We start from the raw sequence: 15,120 nt of genomic DNA on the forward strand, positions 1-15,120 counted from the left end.
GCTCGTCGTGGCTGGGCGCGCGGTTCCCCGCGCCCCTGGGATGCGCACTTCGTGCGGCACTCCCCGGCGGGCCCACGTTCCCCGGAGCGGACTCCGGGTCAGGTGGCCTCTTGCGGGTCCCTGGGCGGGCGGCGCATCACGTAGGCCGCCAGCACGCCCGCGCCCACCAGTGCCAGCAGGGACACCACCGTAGAGAGCCAGCTCGCGCCGAGCCACTGCGCGCCGAAGTAGCCGAGGGCGACGCTGTACGCCGCCCAGGCCACGCCCGCCGCCGCCGACCAGGGGAGGAACTCGCGGACCTTGCGGTGCGCGGAGCCGGCCGCGAAGGAGACCACGGAGCGGCCCGCGGGCGCGAAGCGGGCGATGATCACGAGCAGGCCGCCGCTGGACCGGGCGAGCGCCCCGCCGAGGCGTTCCTGCGCGGTCGTCAGGCGCCGGGAACGGGCGATGGCACGGTCGAGGCGCTCCCCGCCGAGCCAGGCGAGCCGGTACGCCACCAGGTCGCCGAGGACGGAGGCCGTGGCCGCGCTCAGCGTGAGGACCAGCAGGTCGGGCACGCCGTGCGGGACCGCGCCGGTCGCCGCGCCGGAACCCGCCGCGGCCGCGGTCGCCGCGGTGATCACGAGGACTCCGCTCGGCAGCACGGGCACGAAGACGTCGAAGAGTACGGAGAGCGCCACGATCGCGTAGATCCATGGACTTCCGGTCAGCGACCCCACGCTCTCCAGCACTGCTAGCCAACTCCCGTACGAAACGTTCCCCCGGAACCGTTCCTCCAGGCGGGAGCGGCGTCATAACAGCTGTACAGCGTACGCCTGGTGTGTCGCCGGAGGTACGCAAGGGGTACAGATGTTCCCCATCTCACGTTCACCCTTGGGCTCCGCCGCGCCCGGTGCTCCTTAACCCAGGTGCGCCGTCCCGGGCGGCGCTTCGCTCACTCCTCGCGTACAGAAGCAGAGAAGCAAGAAGCAGAGATGCAGAGATGCAGAGATGCAGCGCGAAGACGAGACGACGTATGCGGAGGACTGGCGATGGTGGCAGCAATGGTGACCGGCGCGCTCGCGGCGGCCGTACTGGCAGCGGGCGGCGGCGGAGCCGCGGAAGCCACGGGAGTTGCGGGGACCGCGGACATGACGGGGAGCGCCGCGGTCGGCGCGGTCAGCGCGGTCGGTGCGGTCAGCGGGGCCGCCGCGGGGAGCGGGTCGTACTGGGTGGAGAGCGAGGCCACGTTCTCGCCGCCCACCGCCTTCCTGCCGTCGCCCGCGATGACCTACGACACGAAGCTCGTGCCCGCGGGCGCGTCGGTCAAGGTCACGCAGAGCGGTAGCGGGGACCGGATGACGGTGCGCCTGGACGTCGAGGGCCTGGCCCACGGGCACGCCTTCGGCGCCCACGTGCACGAGAGCGCGTGCGGCGCGGACCCGGAGGCGGCGGGCGGGCACTACCAGCACGTGGCCGACCCGGAGAAGGCGAACGCCGAGAACGAGGTGTGGCTCGACTTCACGACCGACGCCGAGGGCGCGGGCAAGGCCGTCGTCCACAAGGACTGGGGGCTGCGCGACGGCGAGGCCGGGTCGATCGTGATCCACGACGCGCCGGGCAACGCCGGGAAGCGGGTGGCGTGCTTCACCGTGCCCTTCGGCGACCAGCCGATGCGGAACATGGCGCTGGGGACCGTGGGGCCGCTGTTCTAGGAGTGCCGAAGCGGTGCGTGCGTGCCGAACGGCCCGACCGTTCGCCGGCCCGGCCGGGCCGTTGGCAGGCCGGGCCGTTGGCAGGCCGGGCCGTTCGGCACGGTGCGCGCGAGCGGCTCGCTCAGGCCGCTACCGTCGCCCGCTCCGGTTGCGCCTCCTCCTGGCGTTCGCCGCGTCCCGCGAACAGCCGGTCGAGGCCGAACGCGCCCGAGCCGGTGAACACGAGCAGCAGCATGGTCCAGCAGAAGACCGCCGACGCCTCGCCGCCGTTCTGCAGCGGCCACAGCGATTCGGGCTGGTGGACCTTGAAGTACGCGTAGGCCATCGAGCCGGACGAGATCAGCGCGGCGGCGCGGGTGCCGAGGCCCAGCAGGACCAGACCGCCGCCGACGAGCTGGATCACGGCGGCGTACCAGCTGGGCCAGGTGCCCGCGTCGACCGTGCCGCCGCCCGCCGAACCGCCGAGGACGCCGAAGAGCGAGGCGGCGCCGTGGCAGGCGAAGAGCAGGCCGATGACGATGCGGAACAGGCCGAGGGCATAGGGCTGGGCGCTGTTGAGACGTCCAGTCATGGTGGGGCTCCTTCGGTCGGTTGGGGACGAACCGATGTCACCGATGGAGTCGGCGCCAACGCCGCCGCCGTTGCCACCGGCATGGAAGAGCCACAGGTTAGGTGCGCCTAACTAGAGCTTGCAAGTTCAACATTCGGCCAAGTTCCGGTTCCGTTTGCGGCAGGCCGTCAGGACTTACGTGATCTTGCGCTGATCCCTCCTGACCAGGCCCTGCTCCGCGTCGGCCTGGTCCAGACAAAGGTCGGCGGCGCGTCCGCGCAACGTCAGCGTCATCAGGTGGTTGCCGAACCAGGGGCCGCCCGACCTGCGCCAGTGGACCCGGGGGGCCGCCGCGCGCGCGTGCCGGGCGAGGCCGCGCCCGATGGCCCGTCCCCATCGGCTCCAGCCGAAGCGGAACGCCAGGCGCATGTAGCCGGGGATCGAGTTGTGCACGGGGGAGCAGGTGAGCTGGAGGATGCGCGAGGTCGGCGCCGGTCGGCCCGCCGCGCCCTCCGCGGTGTCCTTCGGCGGGGCCGGCCAGGTCGGTTCCGCGATGTACGCGTGGTGCACGTCGCCACCGAGGACCGAGATCGTCGCGGGTGCGGCCGGGCCCCGGCCCGCGTCCGCCACCAGGTCCGTGAGCGTGTCGAACGACTTCGGGAACGCGGGCCAGTGCTCCAGATCCGCCTGCCTGCGCAGCTTCTCGCCGCGCTTGGCCCAGCGGGCGCCGCGCTCGCCGTGGCACATCGCCGCGTTCCAGTTCTCCGCGTCGTGGATGAGGTGCGGCAGGAGCCAGGGCAGCGACGAGCCGATGAGGAGGTGGTCGTAGGCGCCGGGCGCGCTGTCCTGCCCGTCGAGGACCTGCTCGCGCACCCAGCGCTCCTCGTCCGGGTCGAGCATCGCCCGGTTCTCCTCGTCGAGGACGCGGGCGGCCCTGGTGTCGATCATGACCAGGCGTACGCGGCCGAAGTCACGCCGGTAGCTCCAGCGGGCGCAGGTCGGGTCGGCGTCGGCGCGGGCGGCGAACTCGCGCAGCGCGTCCGTGCCGTCGGGGGTCGCGCGCACCGCCGCGTAGACGGGGTCGTCGGCGAGTTCGGACGGGCGCAGGTTGCCTATGTGCTGGTGCACCCAGTACGACATGAGGCCGCTCAGGATGCGCTCCTGCCACCAGGGTGTCGCGCGCATGTCGCGCAGCCAGGCGGCGCTCGTGTTCCAGTCGTCGATCACGTCGTGGTCGTCGAAGAGCATCAGGCTGGGGACCGTGGAGAGCAGCCAGCGGATCTCCGGGTCGAGCCAGGACTCGTAGTAGAGGTGGGTGTACTCCTCGTAGTCCGCGACCTGTGTGCCGGGCGGCTCCTCCAGGTCGCGGCGGCGGGCCAGCCACTCCTGTGTCGCGGGGGAGGTCTCGTCCGCGTAGACCTGGTCGCCGAGGAGGACGAGGACGTCGGGGCGTTCGGCCGACGGGTCGGCGGCGAGCCGCGCGGCCAGCGTGTCGAGGGCGTCCGGGCCGACCGGGTCGTGCTCGCCGCCCAGCTCCCGGCCGCGCTCGCGCCAGGAGGAGCCGGAGGCGGGCGGCGCGGCCCAGCGGCAGGAGCCGAAGGTGACGCGGACCTGCGCGTCCTCAGCCTCGTAGGCCGGGGTGCGGAGGGTGCTCGCCGGGAAGCGGGATTCCGGCTCGGGCCAGACGGTGCCGCCGTCCAGGACCACTTCGTACGCGGTCTCGGTGCCGGGCGTCAGGCCGCCGACCGGGACCAGCGCGTAGTGGTGGCCGTCGATCTGGAAGGTCTCCGCGGTGCCGGACGCGCCGTCCGCGCACCGCACCTCGGCGACACAGGGCCGGCTCGCCTCGACCCAGACCGTCGCCGCCTTCTCGTCCACGTACCTCAGCACGGGTCCCAGGCGCAGCTTCGCCACGTCGCCTCCTCCGCTTCCGCTCGGCCGGTGTTGCGTAGTCGTCCGTACGGTACGGAACACCGGGGGCGAGTGGGGGAGCAGGGCTCGGCGACCGTTCAGCAGCCGCTCAGCAGCCGCTCAGCAGCCGCTCAGCTTCGACTGGATCGCGGACTTCTCCGCCGAGTCCACCGAGAGGTCGTAGTAGTGCTTCACCTGGACGTACATCCGCAGGTAGGTGCAGGCGTAGGCGGTGCGCGGCGGCATCCACTCGGCGGGGTCCTTGTCGCCCTTGGACTGGTTCACGTTGTCGGTGACCGCTATGAGCTGGGGGCGGGTGAGGTCGTTGGCGAGCGACTGGCGCTGCGCCGTCGTCCAGCCGCTCGCGCCGGACTTCCACGCCTCGGACAGCGGCACGACGTGGTCGATGTCGACGTCGCCCGACGCGGTCCAGGTGGCGCCGTCGTACGCGGAGTACCAACTCCCGGACGTGGCGGCGCAGTCGGAGCCGGTCTGCACGTTCGTGCCGTCGCGCTTGAGGACGACCTCGCGGGTGTTGCAGGTGCCGGACTGGGTGATCCAGTGCGGGAACTTGTCGCGGCTGTAGCCGTCGGAGGAGCCCTCGGCCTTGACGGTCAGCTCGGCGAGGTACGTACGGGCCGTGGCGGCGCTGACCGGGGTGGGCGGGGCCGCCTGCGCGGCGGGGGCGGTCGTGAGGAGGGTGAGCGCGGTGAGGGCGGCGGCGCCGGTGCCGAGGGCCGCGGCGCGGGATCGACGCGCGTAGAGGCTGGGCGTGCGGAGGCTGGACATGCGAAGGCGGGGCATGTGAACTCCCTTGTGGCGGGGTGCTGTTGGCCGAACGGTGGGGGGTGCGTGCGGCCATGGTGGGGGGAAGAGGTTGCGCGGGGGTGTGTTGCTGGTGACAGGGTCGCGTCAAAGTGGTGGGCGGGACAAGGGGCCACGCGGCAACTCCGCCGATATGCCCGGAATTTGAGCCGTTCGGCTCTCTGAGGTGCGCCCGGGGGTGTGACGGTGCGCCGGGTCGCCTTGGGGGTGGCGGGTCGCTCTGTGGGGGAGGTGGGGCGCCCTGGGGGAGGCGTATCGCCTTGGGGGTGGCGGGCCCCTGTGCGGGCGGGGTGTCAGGGGGAGGCGGGTGGCGCGGACCCGTTCGCGTTTTGTACCGTGAAGGAACAAAGTGGTCCCCGCCCGCGTACCCTGACCGGTGGGCGGGGCCGCCTTGTCCCCGACCGACGCGCGGAGCACTCACACGTTTCAGCCGTCGCACGTAGGGGCCGGCGCACGTGCCGGCCGTCACACGTATCGGGTGTCACACGTTCTGGCCGTCACATCTTCTCTGGAGCCCGCCGATGACCGTTCTCCCCGCGCGTGCCCTCCTGCTCGACATGGACGGCACCCTCGTCAACTCCGACGCCGTCGTCGAACGCATCTGGCGGCGCTGGGCCGCCGAGCACGGACTCGACGGCGACACGGTGATGGGCGTCGTGCACGGGCGTCAGGGCTACGCCTCCATGGCCCTCCTGCTGCCCGAGCGGCCCATGGCGGAGAACCACGCCGACAACGCCCGGATGCTCGCCGCGGAGACCGCCGACATGGACGGGGTCGTGCCCGTCCCCGGCGCCGCGGCGTTCCTGGAGTCGCTGCTCTCCGGCGGTGTCGCGCACGCCCTCGTCACCTCGGCGGACCTCGCCCTGTCGACCGGCCGGATGGCCGCCGCCGGACTGCCCTACCCGGCCGTCCGCGTCACCGCCGAGAACGTCGGCGCCAGCAAGCCCGATCCCGAGGGCTTCCTCAAGGGCGCCGCCGAGCTGGGCGTCGACCCCGCCGACTGCGTCGTCTTCGAGGACTCCGGCGCGGGCATCACGGCGGGGCTCGCCGCCGGGATGCGGGTGATCGGGGTCGGCCCGCGCGCGGGCGAGCACGGGCCCACGGTGCACGTGCCCGACCTGACCGCCGTACGGGTCGAGGCCGGCGCCGACGGGGAGATCCTGCTGCACATCGGCTGACCGGGACGCGGTGGCCTCCCGGCGCGGGCGCTCACCGCGTCTCCGCCTCCAGAAGCCGCCGCGTCGCCGGGCCGTACATGCCCGGCGCGTCCTCCTGGACCCCGCGCGCCATCTGATAGGTGCGCACGGCGAACTCCGTACGGCCGTCGAAGCTGCCGTCCGGGTCCGCCGGGTACAGGTTCACCTTGCGCAGCCGGTACTGCAGCTCGCTCACCGCCGGGCCGCGGTCGCCCCGGCGCAACACCTGCGGCTCCTGCGGCTCCTGCGGCTGCGACGGGCGCGGTGTCGGGGAGGCGGGGGCCGAGGCGGAGGGGGACGCTGACGTGGACGCCGAGCGCGTCGGGGAGGGGGGCTTCGTGCTCGCCGGTCCCGACGTGGAGGGCGCCACGGGGGCCGATGCCGCGCGCGACACCTGCGACGACGAAGGCGGTGCCGAGCGTGCCGTCGGCGACGCGGACGGGGTCGACGGTGTACCCGACGGCGTCGAGGTGGCGGCCAGCGGGGTGCCCGCCTCCTGCGCGGCGACGCTCGTGTCGCCGTCGCCCGCCGAGATGAGGACCGTCACCAGCGCCGCCACGCTCAGCACCCCCGCGATCGCGGCGAGCAGCAGCACCGGAGTGCGACGCGCACCGTCCCCGGGGTGCGGGTTCCCGTCGGCGCCGTCATCTGGCACCGGCCGCTCCGGCGGCAGCGGGGGGTGCGCGTACGGGTCCGGGACGCGCGGCGGCGGGGGCTGGGACGGCTCCGGCAGCGTGACATAGGGCCGCACCCGCAACGGCCCGAACCCCTCCGCCTCACACGTACAACCGGTCCCCCCACCACCCCCGACCAGGGCCCCGCACCCCGCGCACACCCGCTCCGCTTCCCCGGTGACCGGCGTAAGCGCGCCCCCACCCGGGCCCTGCGCTTCCCCGCCCGGCGGGCTCCCGTCGCCGCGCGGGTGATCCCCGCCCGACGGTGGCCCTTCCGCGTCCGGCGGGGCCGTCTGGCCGCCCACCGGGTGCTCCCCGCCGGACGGTGGCCCTTCCGCGTCCGGCGGGGCTGCTTGGCCGCCCACCGAGTGATCCCCGCCGGACGGTGGCCCTTCCGCGTCCGGCGGGGCCGTTTCACCCGCGGGCGGATGCGTCCCGCCCGGCGGAGTCTTCTTCCCGCCCGGCGACGACCCCTCCCCGCCCAGCGAACGCGTCTCCTCACTCACCACCTGGTCCCCTCCCCGAGACTCATGCGCGGCCCCCTCCCCGAGAACTGCAGCGCATTATGCAGACCCGGGGAGCGGGAGCGCAGTGGTGGGCTCGAAGTCGACCGGACGGATCGGGCCGGGGCCGAGAGCGACCTGGGCGGTCCGGAGCATCTCTCCTGGGTCGTCACCGAGGGCGGCCTCGACATGGGGCAGCAACCGGCGGGACGTCGCCGCCCGGCCGGCGGCTACGAGGTCAGGTCCTTGCCGAACCAGTGCTCGGCGTACATGTCGTCGTTGTGCGGCGCCGTCTCCGCGTAGCCGAGCCGCGCGTACAGGGCCCGCGCCTCGACCAGGTCGGCGCGGGTGTCGAGCCGGACGCGGGTGGCGCCGAGCGCGCGGGCCGCTCCCTCGGCGGCCGCCACGAGCAGCGCCGCGCCGCCGGTGCCGCGCGCCTCCCTGGCCACGTAGACGCGGGTCAGCTCGGCCACCCCGGGCGCCACGAGCCGCACCCCGGCGCTTCCGGCGGGTTCACCGTCGTATCGACCGATCAGCAACTCGCCGCTTGGTGCGGCCAGTTGGGCGCCCGACTCCGAGGCGATCCCGCGTTCCAGGTCCGCCGGGTCGGTGGCGTGCCCCTCGTGCAGCAGGTACCAGCGGTCGCTGACCTCCGTGTAGTAGGCGCGCCACAGGGCGGCGGCCACGGCGGAGTCGTACGGCTCGGGGGCGATGGTCCAGCGGGTGCGCATGGCGCATTGTGGGGCCCGTGGGGCGTGCTGCGGCAACTGGATTTCGTCGCCCGGCACCGCCGTCGGAGCGGCCTGTTTGAGCCCGCGGGCGCGGGCAACCCGGTTCATCGTAAGCACGGTTGACAGTTGACCCAGATACGACGGACACCGGGAAGGTCGGGAAGACAGCCATGTCCACAGGCGTGATCATCGCTCTGATCGTGGTGGGGGTCGTGGTCGTCGTCGCGGCGGGCGTGTTCGCCGCGCGGACCAAGCCCCGCGGCGGGCGGAGCCTCAAGAGCCGCTTCGGGCCCGAGTACGAGCGGGTCGTCGCCCGGCACGACGGCGACACGAAAGCCGCTGAGCACGAGCTGACGGAGCGGGTGCGGCGGCACGGGGAACTGCGCACGCACGACCTGCGGCCCGACGCGCGGGAGCGGTACCGGGCGCGCTGGGCCGCCGCCCAGGAGCGCTTCGTCGAGTCGCCCGCGGAGGCAGTCGCCGAGGCGGACGCCCTCATCGCGGACCTCGCGAAGGAGCGCGGCTTCCCGGACGGCACCCGCTACGACGAGCAGTTCGAGGCGCTCTCCGTCCACCACGGCCACCACGTGCACGGCTACCGGCGCGTCCACGAGGCGGCGCACACCGGCATCGGCGCCGGTACGGAGGAGCTGCGCGAGGCGATGGTCGAGGCGCGGGCCCTCTTCGACGACCTGACCGGTACGGGCGGGCGCGTCGCGCACCGGGACGGCCGGGGCGACGACACCGCTGTGACGGACGACGCGCACACGCGGCACAACCGGACGAACAGCCCCCTCAAGGGGCGCCTTGCGAAGGGGAGTTGATCGAGGATGGCGGAGATCGGACGCACGCGACAGGACGGTACGGCGCCGGGCGCGGCCCCGCTGAACGAGTCGCCGCTGAACGAGCGGCCGAAGGAACCGTTCAAGGAGCCGGTGACCGACCCGGCGGCGCACGCCCCGCGTGAGCCCCGGCACGAACCCGGGCACGAGCCGCGCGAGCAGGCCCCCGGCGTGGGAGCCCCGGCCGGCACGGACCCGCTCACCGGGCACGGCACGCCCGACACCCACACCACACACGGCACGCCCGCCGCGCCCGACACCCATGGCACCCCCGCCACGCCCGACACCCATGGCACGCACGGGGCAGTCGGCGGGGTCGGTACGGGTGACCACCACGTCGGGGAGACCACCGGCCAGGGCCGCCACGAGGGTCACTCGACGCTCGTCGCGCACGACCTGCGCGAGGACATGACGGGCCGCCTCAAGCACGCGGTCGCCGGTTTCGTGGACCAGCCCCGCGCTGCCGTCGAGGAGGCCGACCACGTCCTGGAGGACCTGACGGCCCGCCTCACCGAGACGCTGGCGGGCCACCGCCGCACCCTGCGCACGTCCTGGCAGGACTCGGGCGAGGACACGGAGCGGCTGCGCCTCGCGCTGCGCGACTACCGCGAGACGGCGGAGCGCCTGCTGAAGCTCTGACGCCCCGCCCGCCCCGGACACGGCGATGCGGCCGGCCCCACACAAGGGGCCGGCCGCATCGCCGTAGCGGTGTCCGCGGGTCAGGCGGTCTTCGGCGCGGCCTGCTGCACGACCTCGAAGGACCACACCGAGGAGCCGCTCGCGGCGGGCTTCGGACGGTCGCCGCCGCCCTGGTGCGCGGCCTTCATCGGGCCCTCCATCCACGCCTGGAACGACTCCTCGTCGCGCCAGCGCGTGTAGACGAGGTAGTCGTCGGTGCCCTCGACGGGGCGGAGCAGCTCGAACCATTCGAAGCCGTCCGAGTTCTCGACGGCGCCCGCGCGGGACGCGAAGCGCTGCTCCAGGACCTCGCGCTGCTCGGCCGGGACGTTCAGGACGTTGATCTTGACGATGCTCATGGAGTTCATCCTGCCGCACCGCCGTGGGCCGCTGTCATGGGGTCGATTGTCCCGCAGATGTCCCGCAGAGCGCCCCGGCGGACGGGTGCGGACGCCTAGGATGCGGCCCCAACGGTCCGCTTGGGCCCGGACGGACGCTGGGGGAGTGTGCGGTGCTCGAACTGACCATGGCCGCGGTGGGCGGCGGCGACGAGGGCGCCACCGCCGGGATGGTGATGGCGGAGGCGGCGAGCGCGCCGGGCGCCGTGCTGCGGGTGGGCCGCGACGCCGCGGTGTGCCGCCTCATGACCCCGGAGGACTGGCTGTTCGTGTCACGGGCGCACCTGGAGTTCCGGTGCGGGCCCGAGGGCGAGTGGAGCGTCCTGTGGCTGCGGGGCTCCCAGGGCGACCCCGCCGCCGAGGTGCGGGTGCGGCTCGGCGCGGGCGCCGGGCCGGGACACCCGCTCGCGTACGGCGGGGCGTACCGGCTGCCGCGCGGCGCCTCCGGCGAGGTCGTCGTCCTCGACCGGAGCGGACCGCGCAGCGTGCACGTGGGCTTCTACCACGAGGAGTGAACGCCGGCGGAGGAGTGAACGCCGGCGGAGGAGTGAACGACGGCGGCGGGGAAGGTCAGGCCTGGACGTACGCCACCGCGAAGCCGTCGTACCCCTTGGCGCCCACCGTCTGGATGGCGGTGGCGTCCAGCTTGGGGTGGTCGGCCATGAGCCGGAGCGCGGCGCGGGTGCCTGTGACGTCGGGCCGGTCGTCGTCGGCCTGCGCGACGCGGCCCTCGCGCACCACGTTGTCCAGGACGATGACGCTGCCGGGGCGCGTCATCCGCACGGCCCACTCCAGGTAGTGCGGGTTGTTCACCTTGTCGGCGTCGATGAAGACGAGGTCGAAGACGTGCCCCTCGTCGGCGAGCGCCGGCAGCGAGTCCAGGGCGGCGCCGACCCGCACCTCGACGACCTTGTCCAGGCCCGCGCGGGCGAGGTTGGCGCGGGCCACCTCGGCGTGGACCGGGCTGTACTCCAGGGTGATCAGCGATCCGTCGGCGGGCAGGGCGCGGCCCAGCCAGATGGTGCTGTAGCCGCCGAGTGTGCCGATCTCCAGGATGCGGCGGGCGCCCTGGAGGCGGGCGAGGAGGTTCAGCAGTTTCCCGTTGGTGGCGGAGACGGCGATGCTGGGCAGCCCCGCCTCCTCGCTGTCCGCGAGGGCGCCGGCGAGGGCCTCGTCGGCGGGGGCGAGCAGATCACTGAGGTAGGCGTCGACGGCTGCGGGGTCGGGCTGCGGGGCGCCGGGTTGAGTGCTCATGGTCATCAGCGTAGGCGCGGGGACCGGGGCGGCACACGGCCCCGGTCCCCGCGCCCGACGGCTCGCCGCGCTCAGACGGCCGGCGGTGACCCCGGCAGCGGCCGGCCCGCCGACTCCCTCATGCGCCAGGCGGCGACGCCGCCGACGACGGCCGCGGCCATCATGTAGTAGGCCGGGATCATCAGGTCGCCGGTGGCGGCGATGAGCGCGGCGGCGACGAGCGGGGTGGTGCCGCCGAACAGGGACACCGAGAGGTTGAAGCCGACGGACAGGGAGCCGTAGCGGACCTTCGTCGGGAAGAGCGCCGGGAGCGTCGAGGGCATCGACGACGTGAAGCCGACCAGGAGCAGGCCGAGCGCGGCGAGGCCCAGGGCGATGGCCCAGGTGGAGCCCGCGCGGATCAGCAGCACCGCGGGGACGGAGAGGACGACGAAGCCGGCGCAGGCGGCGCCGATCACGGCCCGGTGGCCGTAGCGGTCGTTGGCCCGGCCCATCGGGATCTGCACGCACATCATGAGGACCATCACGCCGATGAGGATGAGCGTGCCGTGCGTGGCGTCGTAGCCCAGTTCCTCGCTCAGGAAGGTCGGCATGTAGGAGAGGAGCATGTAGTCGGTGACGTTGAAGACGAGGACGAGGGCGATGCACAGCGCCATCGCGTTGCCGTTGCCGGCGAACATCTCCTTCAGCTTCGGCTTCGGCCGCGCCTTCTGCGCGCTCTCCGCCTCCTCGGTCAGCTTCTGGAAGGCGGGGGTCTCCTCCAGCTTCATCCGCACGTACAGGCCGACGAGGCCGATCGGTCCGGCGATGAGGAACGGCAGGCGCCAGCCCCAGCTGTAGAGGTCGCCGTCGGAGAGGAGGGTGGTCAGGGCCGTCGCGAGGCCCGCGCCGGCCACGTAGCCGATGAGCGTGCCGAACTCCAGGAAGGAGCCGAAGAAGCCGCGCCGCTTGTCCGGGGCGTACTCGGCGATGAAGGTGCAGGCGCCGCCGTACTCGCCCCCGGTCGAGAAGCCCTGGAGCATGCGTGCCACGATCAGCAGGACCGGCGCCCATACGCCGATGGCGTTGTAGGACGGGATCAGGCCGATCGCGAACGTGCCCGCCGCCATCATGATCATGGTGATGGCGAGGACGCGCTGACGGCCGATGCGGTCGCCGAGCGGGCCGAAGAAGGCGCCGCCGATGGGGCGCACGAGGAAGGCGGCGGCGAACGTGCCGAGCGTGGACAGGACCTGCGCCGTGCTGGACGCCGTCGGGAAGAAGACGTGGCCGAGCGTCGCGGTCAGATAGCCGTAGACGCCGAAGTCGAACCACTCCATCGCGTTGCCGAGCGCTGCGGCCTTCACCGCGCGCTTGACCAGCGAGGGGTCGGTGACGGTGACGTCGGACGAGGTCCGTCCGCGGTTTCGTTCCCGCGGAGGGGCCGAGACCTTGCCGGTACTGACTGCGATGGACGTGGCACTGGCCAAGGCTCCGCTCGCCTGCCTTTCGTGGGGGACAAGGGCAGAGGCCGTCCCCGCGGGAACGGCCTCAAAACGACCATAGGTGCGTTTGCAAAGGTGACGTAAAGTGTCCGATTGCCTGCGCTGCGTGGGTAAAGCTGCTTTAACCTGCGCAAACATCGGGCGTCCCGCGCGCTCCGGTCCGGCGATTTTGTGATCTTTGTCGCGGAACCGGGCGCCGTCTTCCGGTCAAAACCGGGTGGACAGGGAGGTGAAGTAGGGGTTGCGTGCGTCTCACCCGGGGGGCGGTGCGAACCTCTACGAGAAGGACCCGGGGACGAACTGCGAAGAAGCTGTGGAACGGGCTGGGAGAGCGCGTGGCGAACGTGGAGCACGGAGGGCCGATGAGCGGACCGGTGGGCACGGCGACAGGGCGCGTGAGTGCCGTGCGCGCCGGCTTGTGGCTGATCGCCGCCGTCCTCGCCGTACGTCAACTGGTGGTCGTGCTCAGCACACCGCGCGGTGAGCGCCTGACCGACCTGGAGACGTGGATCGGCCCCGAAGGCGTCCTGCACGTCAACGGATCGCTCTACGACGCGCCCGACCGGTTCACCGGCACCCCGTTCGCCGGGCTCGTCCTCAAACCGTTCTCCCGCGCCGCCGAGCAGGCGCTCGGCTGGGGCTGGACCTTCGGCTCGCTCGCCCTGGTCGTCGCGCTCGGCGTGGTCGCCGCCCGCGCCCTGCCGCAGCCCGTCTCCCGCCGGACGTCCCTGTTCGCGGCGCCGGTCGCGATCAGCCTGCTCATGCTGTCCCTGCCGGTGCGCAACGCGTTCACGCTCGGCCAGACCAGCATCCTGCCGGTCCTCCTCGTCCTGCTCGGCTGCTTCGCCGTACGGGGGGAGAAGACATCCGGCGCCCTCGTGGGCGTCGCCGCGGCGCTGCAGCCGACGGTGCTGCTGTTCGCGCCGCTGCTCTGGTTCACGGGCCGCAGACGCGCCGCGCTCTCCACCGGCGCCACCTTCGTCGCCGCGACCGCCCTCGCCTGGGCCGCGATGCCGCACGACTCATGGACGTACTGGGTCCACCACCTGGCGGGCGCGGGCCTCGCCACCGACCCGGCCGCCAACGCCAACCAGTCGCTGCACGGCATGTTGCTCCGCTTCGGTCTGGAGGGGCCCGCGGAGAAGACGCTGTTCCTCGTCCTCGGCGCGGGCGTCGCCTTCCTCGGCCTGCGCCGCGCCGTCAGGTACGCGCGCGACGGCCAGCTCCTGCTCGCGGTGGCGGTCACGGGCTGCGTGGCGGTCGCCGTCTCCCCGACCACCTGGCAGCACCAGCTGCTCTGGGTGCTCCTCGCGGTCGTCGGCCGCGTCGGCAGACGCGCCTCGGACCGCTACATGTGGCCCGTCCTCGTCGTCCTCGCGCTGACCCTGCCGTCGAAGATGATGCTGCCGAACATGCCGTCCCTGGAGCCGCTCCGGGACAACGTCGTGCTCATCGCGGCGCTCGCGGCGGCCTGCGTCGTCCCCTTCCTCTCCCGCGAGTCCCCGCTCTACCAGGCGCCGATCCCGACGGACTACGCGGCGCCCGTACCCGCCCGCTGGAAGTGGGTGCCGCTCGTCCCGGTCTGGCGCCGCGTCCTCACCCGCCCGAACCTCATCCTCGAACTGCTCCTCATCCGCGTCGGCTACTCCGCCTACCAGCAGGTCAGGCTCGCCGCGACGGGCGGCACGATCTCCGGGGGCCGGGCCACCGCCGAGCACCACGGCGCGCAGATCCACTCGATCGAGAAGTTCCTGCGCATCGACATCGAGCACTGGGTCAACCACGGCGTCGTCCACCACGCGACCTGGCTGAAGGACTTCTTCAACTTCTACTACACGTCGTTCCACTTCGTGGTCCCGCTCAGCCTGCTCGCCCTCATGTACGTGCGCCGCCCCGCCGAGTACCGCTGGGCCCGCTCCGCGCTCGGCTTCGCCACGCTGCTCGCCCTCATCGGCTTCTGGGCCTACCCGCTCGCGCCGCCGCGCCTGATGCCGGGCCTCGGCTTCATCGACACGGTCCACGGCGCCCAGGACTTCTCCAAGCCCAACTACGGCACGCTGACCGAGCTGACCAACCAGTACGCGGCCATGCCCTCGCTGCACTTCGGCTGGTCCCTGTGGTGCGGCATCGTCATCGTCGTCCTGGCACGCCGCAAGTGGGTGAAGGCGCTCGGCCTCATCCACCCCCTGTGCACGGTCTCCGCGATCGTCGGTACCGGCAACCACTGGGTGCTCGACGCGGTGGGCGGCGCCGCCGTCGTCTCGCTCGGCTTCTTCCTGACGTACGCGCTTCAGGGCCCACGCGCGCGTACAGCGAAAGAACCACCCGCACAGGTGGAATCCGGCGACAAGTCCAGTGCTTCGGTAGCCAGTTGATTACG

The 15,120-nt window shown here is 73.0% G+C and carries 15 protein-coding genes; 6 read left to right on the forward strand and 9 right to left on the reverse strand.

From position 1 onward, the window contains the following. Positions 1-98 precede the first annotated feature (98 nt). Positions 99-731 carry a DedA family protein gene (locus C1N81_RS31005; RefSeq protein ID WP_394434567.1) on the reverse strand — a complete coding sequence of 211 codons (633 nt, stop codon included), beginning with the start codon at positions 729-731 and terminating at the stop codon, positions 99-101. A gap of 300 nt (positions 732-1,031) precedes the next feature. On the opposite strand from C1N81_RS31005, the gene C1N81_RS31010 reads away from it, so the two are divergent. Next, positions 1,032-1,694, forward strand: coding sequence for a superoxide dismutase family protein (locus C1N81_RS31010; RefSeq protein ID WP_394434569.1), 663 nt, complete (start codon positions 1,032-1,034; stop codon positions 1,692-1,694). Between the two features lie 121 nt (positions 1,695-1,815). On the opposite strand, the gene C1N81_RS31015 is transcribed toward C1N81_RS31010, so the two are convergent. From C1N81_RS31015 to C1N81_RS31025, 3 genes are all read right to left on the reverse strand, one after another. After that, positions 1,816-2,265 (reverse strand): DoxX family protein, encoded by a 450-nt coding sequence (locus C1N81_RS31015; RefSeq protein WP_394434571.1) that lies wholly within the window; start codon positions 2,263-2,265, stop codon positions 1,816-1,818. Between the two features lie 174 nt (positions 2,266-2,439). After that, positions 2,440-4,158 carry an alkaline phosphatase D family protein gene (locus C1N81_RS31020; RefSeq protein ID WP_394434573.1) on the reverse strand — a complete coding sequence of 573 codons (1,719 nt, stop codon included), beginning with the start codon at positions 4,156-4,158 and terminating at the stop codon, positions 2,440-2,442. A 117-nt stretch (positions 4,159-4,275) separates the two neighbouring features. Further along, the gene (locus C1N81_RS31025; protein WP_394434575.1) at positions 4,276-4,959 is read right to left on the reverse strand and encodes an HNH endonuclease family protein; all 684 of its coding nucleotides are present in this window, start codon (positions 4,957-4,959) and stop codon (positions 4,276-4,278) included. Between the two features lie 542 nt (positions 4,960-5,501). On the opposite strand from C1N81_RS31025, the gene C1N81_RS31030 reads away from it, so the two are divergent. Next, on the forward strand, positions 5,502-6,158 hold the full coding sequence (locus tag C1N81_RS31030) for an HAD family hydrolase (RefSeq protein ID WP_394434576.1): 657 nt from the start codon (positions 5,502-5,504) through the stop codon (positions 6,156-6,158). A gap of 31 nt (positions 6,159-6,189) precedes the next feature. Here C1N81_RS31030 and C1N81_RS31035 read toward each other — a convergent pair whose 3' ends face one another. Further along, positions 6,190-6,831, reverse strand: a complete 642-nt coding sequence (locus C1N81_RS31035; RefSeq protein WP_394434578.1) for a peptidoglycan-binding protein — start codon at positions 6,829-6,831, stop codon at positions 6,190-6,192. Positions 6,832-7,583: 752 nt separating this feature from the next. Next, on the reverse strand, positions 7,584-8,084 hold the full coding sequence (locus C1N81_RS31040) for a GNAT family N-acetyltransferase (protein ID WP_394438330.1): 501 nt from the start codon (positions 8,082-8,084) through the stop codon (positions 7,584-7,586). A gap of 170 nt (positions 8,085-8,254) precedes the next feature. On the opposite strand from C1N81_RS31040, the gene C1N81_RS31045 reads away from it, so the two are divergent. Together C1N81_RS31045 and C1N81_RS31050 are read left to right on the forward strand one after the other, a co-directional pair. Beyond that, positions 8,255-8,908 (forward strand): hypothetical protein, encoded by a 654-nt coding sequence (locus tag C1N81_RS31045; protein WP_394434579.1) that lies wholly within the window; start codon positions 8,255-8,257, stop codon positions 8,906-8,908. 6 nt (positions 8,909-8,914) lie between these two features. Then, positions 8,915-9,565, forward strand: coding sequence for a hypothetical protein (locus tag C1N81_RS31050; RefSeq protein ID WP_394434581.1), 651 nt, complete (start codon positions 8,915-8,917; stop codon positions 9,563-9,565). Between the two features lie 80 nt (positions 9,566-9,645). Here the strand turns inward: C1N81_RS31050 and C1N81_RS31055 are convergent, their stop codons facing one another. Next, positions 9,646-9,963, reverse strand: a complete 318-nt coding sequence (locus C1N81_RS31055; protein WP_394434583.1) for an antibiotic biosynthesis monooxygenase family protein — start codon at positions 9,961-9,963, stop codon at positions 9,646-9,648. Positions 9,964-10,115: 152 nt separating this feature from the next. Here C1N81_RS31055 and C1N81_RS31060 point away from each other — a divergent pair, with 152 nt between their 5' ends. Then, positions 10,116-10,517, forward strand: coding sequence for a hypothetical protein (locus C1N81_RS31060; protein ID WP_394434585.1), 402 nt, complete (start codon positions 10,116-10,118; stop codon positions 10,515-10,517). Between the two features lie 55 nt (positions 10,518-10,572). Here C1N81_RS31060 and C1N81_RS31065 read toward each other — a convergent pair whose 3' ends face one another. Both C1N81_RS31065 and C1N81_RS31070 read right to left on the reverse strand, forming a co-directional pair. Continuing rightward, a complete protein-coding gene (locus tag C1N81_RS31065; protein WP_394434587.1) occupies positions 10,573-11,256 on the reverse strand; it encodes an O-methyltransferase in 684 nt (227 codons plus the stop codon). Positions 11,257-11,327: 71 nt separating this feature from the next. Next, positions 11,328-12,725 (reverse strand): MFS transporter, encoded by a 1,398-nt coding sequence (locus C1N81_RS31070; protein ID WP_394434589.1) that lies wholly within the window; start codon positions 12,723-12,725, stop codon positions 11,328-11,330. A gap of 350 nt (positions 12,726-13,075) precedes the next feature. Between C1N81_RS31070 and C1N81_RS31075 the strand changes: the two genes are divergently transcribed. Further along, positions 13,076-15,115, forward strand: a complete 2,040-nt coding sequence (locus tag C1N81_RS31075) for a bifunctional glycosyltransferase 87/phosphatase PAP2 family protein (protein WP_394434591.1) — start codon at positions 13,076-13,078, stop codon at positions 15,113-15,115. Positions 15,116-15,120: the final 5 nt, after the last annotated feature.

The sequence above is a fragment of the Streptomyces sp. SGAir0957 genome, assembly GCF_043523415.1.